This window comes from Natronorubrum halalkaliphilum, assembly GCF_009834785.1.
In the GTDB taxonomy this organism is placed as follows: domain Archaea; phylum Halobacteriota; class Halobacteria; order Halobacteriales; family Natrialbaceae; genus Natronorubrum; species Natronorubrum halalkaliphilum.
Genome location: NZ_WUYX01000008.1, coordinates 79482 through 91813, shown reverse-complemented (window position 1 = coordinate 91813; position 12332 = coordinate 79482). Strand labels below are relative to the sequence as shown.

12 protein-coding genes are annotated in these 12332 nt (G+C 65.6%); 5 read left to right on the top strand and 7 right to left on the bottom strand.

Features of this window, described 5'->3' with window-relative positions; all coding sequences use genetic code 11:
• Positions 1-183 precede the first annotated feature (183 nt).
• Together GS429_RS02040 and GS429_RS02035 are read left to right on the top strand one after the other, a co-directional pair.
• Entirely contained in the window at positions 184-1071 is an 888-nt protein-coding gene (locus GS429_RS02040) for a DMT family transporter (protein ID WP_160062230.1), read from the top strand.
• A 131-nt stretch (positions 1072-1202) separates the two neighbouring features.
• Entirely contained in the window at positions 1203-1976 is a 774-nt protein-coding gene (locus tag GS429_RS02035) for a CPBP family intramembrane glutamic endopeptidase (RefSeq protein WP_328821192.1), read from the top strand.
• A gap of 6 nt (positions 1977-1982) precedes the next feature.
• Here the strand turns inward: GS429_RS02035 and GS429_RS02030 are convergent, their stop codons facing one another.
• The 4 genes from GS429_RS02030 to GS429_RS02015 form a co-directional block, all read right to left on the bottom strand.
• Positions 1983-2957: a DUF8173 domain-containing protein gene (locus GS429_RS02030; protein WP_160062228.1), complete on the bottom strand. Its 975-nt coding sequence runs from the start codon at positions 2955-2957 to the stop codon at positions 1983-1985.
• Positions 2958-3266: 309 nt separating this feature from the next.
• Complete coding sequence (locus GS429_RS02025; protein WP_328821191.1) at positions 3267-4430, bottom strand: M20 family metallopeptidase; 1164 nt, start codon at positions 4428-4430, stop codon at positions 3267-3269.
• On the bottom strand, positions 4427-5257 hold the full coding sequence (gene dapF / locus GS429_RS02020) for a diaminopimelate epimerase (protein ID WP_160062226.1): 831 nt from the start codon (positions 5255-5257) through the stop codon (positions 4427-4429). The genes GS429_RS02025 and dapF overlap by 4 nt, the downstream gene beginning before the upstream one ends.
• 4 nt (positions 5258-5261) lie before the next feature.
• A complete protein-coding gene (locus GS429_RS02015; protein WP_160062224.1) occupies positions 5262-6770 on the bottom strand; it encodes a diaminopimelate decarboxylase family protein in 1509 nt (502 codons plus the stop codon).
• Positions 6771-7151: 381 nt separating this feature from the next.
• On the opposite strand from GS429_RS02015, the gene GS429_RS02010 reads away from it, so the two are divergent.
• Positions 7152-7550 (top strand): SHOCT domain-containing protein, encoded by a 399-nt coding sequence (locus GS429_RS02010; RefSeq protein ID WP_328821190.1) that lies wholly within the window; start codon positions 7152-7154, stop codon positions 7548-7550.
• 148 nt (positions 7551-7698) lie between these two features.
• Here GS429_RS02010 and GS429_RS02005 read toward each other — a convergent pair whose 3' ends face one another.
• Genes GS429_RS02005 through dapA form a run of 3 tightly spaced genes read right to left on the bottom strand, consistent with a single transcriptional unit; the run spans position 7699 to position 10243 of the window.
• Complete coding sequence (locus GS429_RS02005; RefSeq protein ID WP_160062222.1) at positions 7699-8535, bottom strand: 2,3,4,5-tetrahydropyridine-2,6-dicarboxylate N-succinyltransferase; 837 nt, start codon at positions 8533-8535, stop codon at positions 7699-7701.
• The gene (gene dapB / locus GS429_RS02000) at positions 8532-9299 is read right to left on the bottom strand and encodes a 4-hydroxy-tetrahydrodipicolinate reductase (protein ID WP_160062220.1); all 768 of its coding nucleotides are present in this window, start codon (positions 9297-9299) and stop codon (positions 8532-8534) included. The genes GS429_RS02005 and dapB overlap by 4 nt, the downstream gene beginning before the upstream one ends.
• A complete protein-coding gene (gene dapA, locus GS429_RS01995) occupies positions 9296-10243 on the bottom strand; it encodes a 4-hydroxy-tetrahydrodipicolinate synthase (RefSeq protein ID WP_160062218.1) in 948 nt (315 codons plus the stop codon). The genes dapB and dapA overlap by 4 nt, the downstream gene beginning before the upstream one ends.
• Before the next feature lie 427 nt (positions 10244-10670).
• On the opposite strand from dapA, the gene GS429_RS01990 reads away from it, so the two are divergent.
• Together GS429_RS01990 and GS429_RS01985 are read left to right on the top strand one after the other, a co-directional pair.
• On the top strand, positions 10671-11495 hold the full coding sequence (locus tag GS429_RS01990; protein WP_160062216.1) for a M48 family metallopeptidase: 825 nt from the start codon (positions 10671-10673) through the stop codon (positions 11493-11495).
• Between the two features lie 254 nt (positions 11496-11749).
• Positions 11750-12247, top strand: coding sequence for a LabA-like NYN domain-containing protein (locus GS429_RS01985; RefSeq protein ID WP_160062214.1), 498 nt, complete (start codon positions 11750-11752; stop codon positions 12245-12247).
• The last annotated feature ends 85 nt before the right edge of the window (positions 12248-12332 follow it).

Genomic DNA, 12332 nt, shown 5'->3' with positions numbered 1-12332 from the left:
ACGATGTGGAAAGGCCTCAAGAAACTTCAGACCTGGGTAGAGGGATACGAACTGCGCTCCTGAGACTTATGGGTAAGAGACAGGACTGAAGTCGTGGGCTTTCTCCTCGAATTTCTGTAATCGCCGCCGACAATCGGTGCGTTTGTAAGCGGATGCGCGGTACTGCGAGCGTACGAACCCCCAATGAGCGGGACTCCCATCCGTCGGTCGATCGCGGACGAACACGTCGGTATCGCCCTGATTCTCGTGTCGGCGATCGGCTTCGGAACGCTCGGCATCTTTGGCATCTACGCCCAGCGAGCGGCGCTCTCGATCCCGACGGTGCTCGTCTTCCGGTTCCTGCTCGCCGGCGCGCTCATCTGGGTGTTTCTCGCCTGGCGCGGCGAACTGACGATCCTCAGCGGACGGCCGCTCCTGATCGCCGTCGCGCTCGGCGGGATCGGCTACACAGCCCAGAGCGGCCTCTACTTCCTCGGACTGGAGTTCATGACCGCCGGACTGGTCGCGATCGTCCTCTACACGTACCCCGCCTTCGTCGTCGTGCTCGCGGTCGCCACGATCGGCGAGCGGCTGAGCCGACCCATGGTGGGGGCGCTCTGTCTGGCCTTCGCGGGAATCGTCCTCGTCACCGGGGCGAACCCGGCAGGTGCGTCGCTCGCCGGCGTAGTGATCGTCCTCGGCGCCGCGCTCGCCTACGCCTGCTACATCACCGGCTCGAGGGCGGTGCTCGAGACGGTCGACCCGATGGTGCTGACCGCATACGTCCTGCCCGCCGCCGGCGTTTCCTGCGTCGTCATCGGCACTGCGACGGGGCAACTCGCGGTGCCGACGACGCCGTCGGCGTGGACGATCCTGCTCTGTATCGCCGTCTTTGCGACCGCCGTCCCGGTCGTGACGTTCTTCGCGGGACTGAAATATATCGGCGCCAGCCGAGCGAGCATCGTCAGCACCGCGGAACCGCCCGTCACGGTCGTCCTCGGAGCCGCGCTGTTTTCCGAACCGGTCACTGCGACGACCGTCATCGGCGGCGCGTTGATCCTGGCCGGCGTGATCGTCCTCGAGCGGGAGTGACGGGTTCCCGGACTCGCTGACTCGCTGACTGCTGACTGCTGACTGCTGGACGTTCCGGAAGCGACGTCTCCCACGCCGGCAGCGTTCGACGTGTCAGTAGCTATTTTTATCGCAGGCTACTACGGGCAGGTGTGTCCTCGAGACGACGGATTTCGGCGACGATTCCGACGGGCGCCCGTACGATCGGACTCTGTCTCGTCCTTGCAATCGTCGGCTGGCTGACCGGGTTCGCCGCGACGCTCGGGGTCGAACTCCACCTGCTCGCGCTGGGTTACGGCGGCGGAACGGTGACCCAGCTCGGCTCGGCGGTCGCGTTCAACGTCGTCGGTGCCGGCGGCCTCGCGCTGACGTACCTGATCGTCCGTCGAAACGGATTCGACCGGTCGTTCATCGTCGAGTTCCTCCGACTGCGCAAGCCCACGAGGTGGGATCTGGTGTGGATCGTCGCCGGCCTGGTCGGTGCGTTCGTCGTCGCGTTCGGCTATCAGGTGGCCATCGAACTGCTCGATCCGTTCGGAACCGGCGGCGACGGCACGACCCACTCGGGAATCGAGCAGGGACGCGAGTACCCGCTTCTGTTGTTACTCGGAATCCCGATCGCCCTCTTGCTCACTGGCCCCGGCGAAGAACTGCTCTACCGCGGTGTCGTCCAGTCGCGGCTCGGCGAGACGTTTCCGACGGCCCTCGCCGTGCCGCTGGCCGCGCTCGTGTTCGCCGTCGTCCACTTCCCGGTGTACATGGGCGATGAACTGGGGGCCGTATTCGTCAGTCTCGGTACGGTCACGGCGCTGGGGCTGTATCTCGGAATCCTCTACGAACTCTCGGACAACCTGCTCGTCCCCGCACTGGTCCACGGGGCGTTCAACGCGGTCGTCTATCTCCAGAACTTTCTGGCGTACGTCTGACTCCGGTTAGTCTGGAGATCGTTCCGTCTCGTCGCGTTCGGTCTCGGCTTCGGCCTCGGTCTCGGGCTCGAGATCCGGGCCCCACTCCCAGTCGTCCACGGAATCATCGGATTCCGCCTCGTTCCAAGCCGAGTCGGTCTCGGCCCCGTCTTGGTTGTCGCTACTCGTGCTCGGACGCGGACTCGAGTCTTCCACCTCGAGAAAGTCAGCCGCCGCCGTCGCGGACGCTGATTCCGTTCCCTCTCCGACCTCGGTCGTAGCGCCTTCGTTCGAGTGCCAGACGCCGGACTCGTTCGGATCGTTCCGCTCCCGGGCGGATGCCACACCGTCCGACGTCGCCGTCCGCCGGTCGGCCTCGCGCTTATCGGTGATGAACCGGCCGTCGTCGGTGCCGAAGTCGGTCCACCGTCTCACCGCCCCGCCGGTTCCGACCGTCGCGACACTCATCGCAACGACCGTCCCGAGGACCGGAACGAGGTGACTCGCGCCGAGCAGCGCCGTTCCGGTCACGAGCGCCCGTCGAAGCGACGGCGCGTCGTCCCCGAGTCGTCTCGCGATTCGGTCGCCGACGGCGACCGTGCCGAACGAGCCGCCGACGATCAACAGCACACCCCAGAGGAACAAGCCGGGGAGAGCGATCAATGCGCCGAGGGAGAGAACGGCCGGATCCTCGATGAGATACATCGTAACGAACAGCGGGGCCACGGCGACGACGAGCAAACCGAAAAAGACGACGAATCCGGTCGCGAACGCCAGGTCCGGCCGATCGACGATGTCGTCCCGAACCGTTCGCGCGGACGCGGTGAGTCCAGCGATCAGTAGTCCGCCGACCACGAGCGTGAGGACCATCCAGCCGATCGTCAATCCGAACGCTCGAGGGACGTCGAGGATGGCGACTATCGGTTCGGTGGCGAGCCTCGAGGTCGCAGTGGCGGGCGTGGCGGCGAACGCCGTATCGAGTTCGACGACAGCGGGAAACACGTGCGTGTCGTGTACGATGCCCAGGGCCGACTAAAAACGTGCGATCACTCGGCTGGTGTGCTTACTGGCACAAATCGCCGACCCGGCGTCTCGATGTTCGAAACCGACGAAATCAACACGGCTTTGGTCGGCTACTCCCAACAGCGACCTAATGATCGACCTTCTCTTCCCGGAAATCGCGACGATCGCGCTCTTCGTCGTGGCGATCCTCGGAATGATCGCACTGCTCTATATCTCGACGCAGTGGTAGCGCCAGTGAGAATGTGGGTGTGGAGGTGAGAGGAAGACCGAGAGCGTGGGACGACGATTTCACTCGACGAACGACCGAACCGTCACCTCGAGCGCCCGCGCCGCCTCGCGAACCGCATCGACCCGGACGTACTCACGCGGCGCGTGTGCGACGGCCCCTCCGTCGTCCGCGAGCACGCCGGGCCCGAAGACGACCGTCGGCGCGTCCGCCGCGAAGTACGACGCCTCGGTCGCCGCGGTAAAGGGCCGAACGTCGCCGCCGGACGCAGCCGCGAGCGTTTCGACGATCCGCGCGTCGGGATCGGTGTCCCAGGCCTCGAGAAACGGCGTCGGTCGGTCGGTAAATCGGACCTCGAGCCCGACGTCGTCGGGTACGGCCGCACGCAGGTGATCTGTCAGGGCCGCGTGAAACTCGTCTGCGGTCTCCGGCGGCACGCTTCGGCGGTCGATCGTCAGCGCGCAGTCGGCCGGCACCTGGTTGGTCGCCTCGCCGCCCTCGACGACGGTCGGAGTGAGCGTCGCCGCGCCGAGTTGTGGGTGTCTCGGGGGCGCGTCGTCGCGGTCGCCGAACGTCCTGATCGCGGCCAGCACGTGCTCGAGGGCGGCGACCGAATTGACCCCCGTCTCCGGTTGGGCGGCGTGGGCGTTTGCACCCGTCAGATGAATCGTCCCCTGGAATCGTCCCTTCGCGGCCGTACAGACGTCGAGATTCGTCGGCTCGCCGACGATCACCGCGTCCGCGTCTCGAGTCGGCGAGTCCGGACCCGATGCCAGATCGTACGCCCCCGTCGAAAGCACCTCCTCGTCGGGGGTGATCGCGAGCGTCACGCGGCCGTCCGTGGGGTCGACGGCGAAGAACGCCGCCAGTAACGCGGCGAGGGGCCCTTTCGCGTCACAGGAGCCGCGGCCACGAATCACGTCGTCACCGTCGGCCTCGGCTCCGCTCTCGTCGCGCTCGAACGGCACGTGGGGCGAGACGGTGTCGATGTGGGTGTTCAGCAGGACGTGGGTCTCGGCGTCCGCCGGCCCGCGAGTCGTCAGTACGTTCCCCGCGTCGTCGATTCGCGGGGTAACCCCGTTCGCCTCGAGCGTCTCGCACAGGAACTCCCGCATCGGGCCGACGTCCTCGTGGGAGGCGCGTCGGACGGCGGTCTCGAGAAAAGCGATGGGGTCGAAGGCACTACCGTGGGCGGGTTCCACCGCGGCCGTGTCGTCTTCGGTCACAGTTCGGCCGGCGATTCGACGGTCACTTCGCCGTCGAACTCGTGTTCGACGGGGCCGGTGAGCGTCGCGTGTCCGCGCTCGTTGAAGCTCACCTGTAGATCGCCGCCCGGCGGCTTGACGGCGACCGGGTCGGCGTCGGTGTGTCCGAGGCGACGCGCGATGACGGCGATGGCGACCGCGCCGGTGCCACAGGAGTCCGTCTCTCCCTCGACGCCGCGTTCGTAGGTTCGCTGATCGAACCCGCCGCTGCCGTCGGGGCTGGCCACGCAGACGTTCGTCCCCCTCGGGAAGTCGTCGGCGTACCGAACGGGCGGCGCGATCTCCTCGAGATCGACGTCCTCGACGTCGTCGACGAACGCGACGGCGTGTGGAACGCCGGTGTTGACCACCGTCACCTCGAGGCCTTCGATCGCCGTTTCGAACACCTGCTCGTCGGCGTCGACGGGGATCTTGTCGGGATCGAACGTCGGGGATCCCATCTCGATCGTGATATCGCCGTCCGTGCGATCCGCGCGCAGCGTACCCGACTGCGTGTCGATCATGACGCTCTCGGTACCCGTCCGATCCATGGCCCACTCGGCGGCACAGCGGGCGCCGTTGCCGCACATGGGTGCCGTCGAGCCGTCGGGCTGGACCAGCGTCATGACGACGCGTGGCGGACTGAACTGCTCTTCGAGGGCGAGAAAGAGGATGCCGTCGGCACCGACGCCCTCCGCTCGGTCGCACTCGCGCTCGGCGAGTGCGCTCCGATCGGGGACGTATTCGTCCGCGTGGATGATTAGAAAGTCGTTGCCGGTGCCGTGGTATTTCTGAAATGGAACGCTCATCGTGCTATCGTGTCTCGGGGTCGGTATCTACGTCTCGGTTCGCGTCCGCATCAATCTTCGCGTTCGCGGTCGCGTCCGTCTCGGCGTTCGCCGGACGGGACGCGTTCGTCCGCTCTTGCGGTGTTTCGCTCGAGCCATCCGAGACACCGCGTGTCTCACACTCGAGTCGGATCACGTCGTCGAACGTCTCGCGTCGCCGGGCGAGCCGGACTGCTTCGCCGTCGACGACGACCGACGCGGGTCGGGGCCGGGAGTTGTACTGGTTGGCCATCTCGTAGCCGTAGGCCCCGGCGTTGCCGATGGCGAGGACGTCCCCGCGCTGACTGGCCGGCAGTTGGCGGTCGGTACAGAAAACGTCCCCGCTCTCGCAGATCGGACCGGCGATTGTCTGCGACAGCGTCTCGCGGTGGATGTGATCGGTGTGGCCGTCGCGACCGTCGCCGTGATCGTCCCTCCCATTGCGACCGCTCTCGGTTTCGCCACCGTCGTCACCGCCGCTCGACTCGGCCGTCAGATTCCGGATCGGATGATACGCGTCGTACATCGCGGGCCGCAACAGGGTCGTCATCCCGGCGTCGACGCCGACGGCGACCGTGTCGCGGGCCTCCTTGACGGTGTTGACCTCCGACAGGAGGACGCCCGCGTCCGCGACGAAGTAGCGTCCGGGTTCGATCGTCAGTCGCGCGTCGATCTCGCCGATCGCCTCGCGAGTCGCGTCGGCGACCGCCTGGAGGTCCAGCGGCTGTTCGTCCTCGCGGTAGGGGACGCCGAAGCCGCCGCCGACGTCGACGAACTCGAGGCCGCCGACCTCGGCGGCGACGGATCGGGCCAGATCGCCCATCCGCGAGACGAACTCCCGATGATCGTCCAGTTGGTCGCTCGAGACGCCCGAGCCGACGTGGGCGTGGACGCCAACGACGTCGAAGCCGCGGTCGGCCGCGTCCGCGAGCACCTCGACCGCGCGCTCTGCGGGGACGCCGAACTTGGCGTTGGCTCCCGTTTCGACCTTTTCGTGGTGACCCGCGCCGATGCCCGGATTCACGCGGAGACAGAGCCGCCCGTCGTAGCCCCGGTCCGCGAGGCGGTCGATCGTGTCCTCCGCTCCGACGGTGATCGTCAGGTCGGGGTACTCCGCCCAGGCGTCGACGACCCAGTCCAAATCCCGTGCGGGCGGGTTGACGGCGGTGTAGTGGACGTCCGCGCCCGTTGCATCGTCCCCGGTTTCCGACTCGACGGCCGCGAGCGCGCGTTTGACTTCGCCGGCGGAGGCGCACTCGAGTCCGATTCCCTCGCCGTGAATCGTCTCGAGGAGTTCCCCGAGCGCGTTGGCTTTGACGGCGTAGAAAATGTCGGTGTCGGGAAACGCGGTTTCGATTCGACGAGCGTTCTCGCGCACGCGCTCGAGATCGAGGACGTACAGCGGCGAGCCGTAGTCCGCGATCAGCGTCCGGAGGTCGGCGGCGTCCCAGTCGCCGAGGCGACGGACGGCCGGTGACGCCACGAGTTCAGTCATTGTTCGAGTGAAGTGATCGCGAGAATTCAAGCGTTTGGGTTCTGTTCTCTGCAGTAACGATCGAATTTGAACCGGTTGTTCGACCCGTGCTGTGCTATTGATCTCGAGCGAACCTTCGCTCAGCCGCGGAAATCTTCGATTTCCGTACGACCCGAGGCACTCGCCCCGCTCCGCCTGTAGAGGTATCCTTCTCGGCGTACCGTTCGTCGAGGGGGATTCTATCGAGTGTGTCCTGGTTCTCGTGTGATACGGTTTACTGTAGTCAATTACCGCCGATCACCAGAGCGGGGTCGGCGATTGGCAGTACATAGTTACAGCAATCCGTATGAGTCCACGTTCAGTGGAGATACTCTTTTCTGCCTATCGGTACGATATCGGATAGTGACGCAGCCGCTCACCTCAGTCGTCAGCAGCGCCGTCAGTATGTTGACCGTCGGAGTAGCGCTCGGACTGTTGTTCCTCGGCTGGTCGAACTTCTGGATCGTGTTCGTGATCGGATTCGGGTTCGTCCTGCCGGCAGCCGTCCAACTCGCGCAGTGGTACGATTCACAGTCTTCGAGTCAGTCTCCCGATTCACCGTCACACAGCGATAACGAACAGCAACGGGCGCTCGAGACACTGCGCCAGCGCTACGCCAGCGGCGAGATCGACGAGGCAGAGTTCGAACGACGCGTCACGCGTCTGCTCGAGACTGAATCGGTAGCTGACGCGAAGACGGTTTTCGAGGATACTGACGAGGAGGCCGCCGAGCGAACCCTCGAATCCGAGCGAAACGGATGATCGTTCCTGGAACGGGTCACGGACCACGTCCGAGTCACTGCTCTCGATGTCGCGGTTCCTACTCTGAGGGATGGTGCTCGGCGAACGTAGCCGGTCGATTGCACCGACTCTGTTTTGCACAACCTACGTCGAGTCCCGACCTGGCCGCCTATTCTCGCAGCGCGTCCTCGCGTTCGGTCGCCTCGAGCGTCTCCGTCTCGAGATCGGTCGCCACGACGGCTGGCTTGTACGCGCCGCCCTCGAAGAGGTCGTGATCGCTGATCGAGGACTCGACGAATCGCGTGAACGCGCGCCGGTTTGCCGGCAGTTCCCCGTAGACGACCTCCTCCTCGACGAGATCGTAGACCGGGATGCGCGGGGTGAGGAGCGTATTCTCGCCGACGACGCTGTTCTCGCCGACGACGAAGCCGGAGGTCACGCGACAGCCCGCACCGAGCGAGACGTTGTCCTCGACGATGACCGGCGCGCTCTCGACGGGTTCCAGGACGCCCCCGATAAGCGTGTTCGCGCCGAGTTTGACGTTATCGCCGATCTGGGCGCAGGAGCCGACGGTGTCACAGGAGTCGACGAGGGTTCCGTCGCCAACGGAGGCCCCGATGTTGACGAAGGCCGGACTCATCAGGATACAGTCCGAGCCGATGTGTGCGCCCTTGCGAACGACCGTGCCGTCGGGCGTATTGCGACTGCCGCGGTCGCCGTACTCGCTCGAGTCGGCCAACGGCAGGACGTCGTTGTACGCGGTCCCCCCGTGGTCGTACTGTTGGATCGATCGAAGGCCGAAGTTCAGCAGGATGCCCTGCTTGACCCATTGGTTGGCCTCCCACTCGCCGTTTCGCTTTTCGGCCGCCCGTACCTCGCCGTCCTCGAGGGCCTCGAGGAAGGCTTCCAGAGCGTCGTACTCGTCCTCGCCGGCGGTCTCGGCGTCGATCTCGTCGGCGTCGTATGCTGCCCACAGCTGCTCGATTTCGTCCTTCAGTGCACTCATTCGGCAATCACGTCCGAAAACTCGTACCAGCCCGACTTTTGTCCAGCGATCCACGCCGCCGCGTCGACCGCGCCGGCGGCGAAAACGCCTCGATCCTCGGCGCGGTGAGTCAGTCGAAGCTCCTCGTGGTTGTCCGCGAGGATTACTTCGTGTTCGCCCGTTACGTTTCCGGCGCGGAGCGCGTGGACGCCGATCTCACCCGCTTCGCGCGGGTCCTCGCCCACACGACCGTGCGTTCGCTCGGTAAACTCGCCGTTTGCCTCGATCTCCTCGAGCAGGCCGTTCGCGGTGCCACTCGGGGCGTCGCGCTTTGCGTTGTGGTGGGTCTCGACCAGTTCGACGTCGTAGCCCGGCAGGTTCCGGACGGCCTCGCCGACCACGTTCAGCAGGGCCTGCACCCCGCGGGCGAAGTTCGGCGCGTGGAGGACGGCGACCGCCTCGCTGGCCGCCTCGAGCGCCTCGCGCTGGTCGTCGTCGAAGCCGGTCGTGCCCGTGACGAACGCGACGTCGGCGTCGGCGCAGGTGGCGGCGTAGTCGACTGCCGACTCGGGGCCGGTGAAATCGACGACCACCGTCGGCTCGCGGTCGTCGACCAGCGAGTCGAACTCGGCCGCGGACTCGATCTCGACGCCGTCGACCGTCTCGTCGGCCGGGTCGCGGTTGACCGCGAAGACGACCTCGCAGTCGTCACGGTCCGCGGCGGCGGCGATCACTTCCCGTCCCATCCGGCCCGTCGCGCCGGTGACGCCGAGCCGGACCGTCATCGATCACCCTCCGCGGCCGGTTCCGCGTCGCTCGCGTCGACGCCGTCGACCGCGGACTCGCCCTCGAGGTCCGCGAGGACGGTCTCGAGGTCCTCACGGTATTCGTCGGCGAGACGGGACAGCGGCGAGCGGAGTCGAGCCGGGCCGTAGCCCCGGATCTCCATGGCTTCCTTGACGGGGATCGGGTTGGTCTCGACGAAGAGTTCGCGGAACAGCGGGCCGAGTTCGTGGTGGATGTTCCGTGCGCGTGCGTAGTCGCCGTCGATGGCGGCGCCGACCATCGCGCAGGTGAGTTCCGGTTCGATGTTCGCGGCGACGCTGATCGTCCCCGTCCCGCCGACAGAGATGGTCGGGAGCGTGAGCGCGTCGTCGCCCGAGAGGACCGAAAAGTCCTCGTCCATCGTGCGCTCGGCGATCTCGCCGATCTGGCCAAGGTCGCCGCTGGCGGCCTTGTAGCCCGCGATGTTCTCGTGGGAGGCGAGTTCGACGGCCGTGTCGGGTTCGATGTTTCGACCCGTCCGCGAGGGGACGTTGTAGACGATCTGTGGCAGGTCGACCGCGTCCGCGATCGTTCGGAAGTGCTCGACCAGCCCGCGCTGTTCGGGCTTGTTGTAGTACGGCGAGATGAGCAACAGGGCGTCCGCGCCGGCTTCCGCCGCGCGCTCGGAGAGCTCCAGCGCCTCGCGGGTGTTGTTCGAGCCCGTGCCCGCGATGACGGGGACGTCGTCGACGGCCTCGATGACCGCCTCGACGACGCGGACGTGTTCGTCGTGGGTCAGCGTCGCGGATTCGCCGGTCGAGCCGACGGGAACGAGCCCGTCGACGCCCGCGGCCTCGAGTCGCTGGGCGTCGGTCTGGAGCGTTTCGAAGTCGATGCGTTCGTCCTCGTCGAACGGCGTACACATTGCCGGGAAGACGCCGGTGAAGTCGATGGTGGATGTCATGGTCTGTGGGTTGCTGAGTGGCTACTTGATTGTGGGTGATGTTCGTCTCGCGTCGGGTTCGAGCGTCGAACCCGTTTGCGCCCGAATCGCACCCGAGACGGGGGCGCTACGCCCGCCTCGAGCACTGGTTACGGGCGTTTTTTACCAAAAGGAGCCGCAGACGAACCGCTCACGCGACGAGAGACGACGACGCGAGCGGAACGGGACATACGAGTGAAACCGACAGGGACGAACTTATGAATTTCGTTCTTACCTGACGAGGACGCATCTGCGAGACGTGGCGAGCGCGGGCTGCGTATCTTCGAGACGTACCGAGCGACGAATCTGTCAACGTCCGAGACAACGTTGTGGGATCACACGATCGCCCCTGCTGTGTGTGTCGATATATCCCGCGGTGTTTATACATCATGATCACTTACCCTCGTCTATGACAGACTTCGGACTGAAACTACGGATGTTCGTCGTCGGCTCGATGCTGGCGGCGCTGTACCTGTTCGTCGGGGCCGTCGGACTGGCGTTTCTGGGGTCGGGCGCGTGGCCGATCGTCTTGCTGTTGCTGATCACGTTCCCGTTCATCCAGTACAAGATCGGAACCTGGGCCGCTACCAGACAGGCCGAGGAGATGCCCGAGACCGGCCAGTACGCGGATATTCACCGGATGACCGAGTCGCTCAGCCGCGATATGGGAATCGACAAGCCCAAACTGATGGTCCAGCAGATGGGCGTGCCAAACGCCTTCGCGACGGGCCGGAAGGGCAACGGCGTCGTCGTCGTCAGCGAGGAACTCATCCGCCTGCTCGACCGCGACGAACTCGAGGGCGTCGTCGCCCACGAACTCGCCCACATCAAGAACCGCGACGTGTTGATGATGACGATCGGCAGCTCCATCGGGATGATGGTCGGCTACGCCGTCTACTTCGTCTACGTGTTTGGCGGCGAGGACAACCCCGGTGGCTTCATCGTCGGGATGGTGCTCTCGATGTTCGCCCAGATGCTCGTGACGGTGCTCGTGATGGCGATCTCCCGGTACCGCGAGTACGTCGCCGACGACGACGCGCGACAGTACATCGGCAGCGGCGACCCGCTCGCGCGAGCCCTCGAGAAGATCTCGAAGGGCGCCGAGAACCGCGAGTCGACCATCGGCGACGGACAGGCCGCGCTCTGTATCTTCAACTCCGAGCGCGGGCTGCTCGAGACGGTGTTCGCGACCCACCCGCCGACGGAAAAGCGCATCGAGAAACTCCGCAGCTAAGACAGTAATCAGCGGCGGTGAAGTCGGTATTTTGACCGCGCTATTCTCTTCCCCGCCCGTCTCGTCCGAGCTGCTGTACCCGTTCTCGGAGCGACCGCGCCCGTCCCGGGGCTTCGGAACTGACGTTCGGCGATCCGTCCCGCGGCGGCCCGTGACCCGCGTCGATACGTAACTCGGCTCGAGAAGTGCCAACCGCTCTACCGTATGCTGCGAGAACGCCGCGATTTTTACGGTAGCCCGACAGAGCATAGCCTATGACGGAAATTCACCCCGGTCAGCGCGTCGCCGTTCTCGTCGACGCCCAGAACCTGTATCACACTGCACAGAGCATCCACAGCCGCAATATCGATTACTCCGCGCTCCTCGATAAAGCCGTTCAGGACCGCGAACTCACCCGTGCGATCGCGTACGTCATTCGTGCGGACTCGCCGGAAGAGGAGAGTTTCTTCGAGGCGCTCATCGACATTGGCTTCGAGCCGAAGATCAAGGACATCAAGACGTTCTCCGACGGAACCAAGAAGGCGGACTGGGACGTCGGCATGAGCCTCGACGCGGTGACGCTTGCAAACCACATCGACACGCTCGTGCTCTGTACGGGCGACGGCGACTTCTCCCGGCTCTGCTCGCACCTGCGCCACGAAGGCGTCCGCGTCGAGGTGATGGCGTTCGAATCCTCGACGGCCGAGGAACTCATCGATGCCGCCGATTCGTTCATCGACCTCGGCGAACGCCACGAGACGTTCCTGCTCTAGGCGCGCGGAGATCGGTCTCGTTATGGACGGGTGAGACGTCGACGCCACTCGAGCCAGTAGACGCCGCTTGCGAGTAGAGAAACGG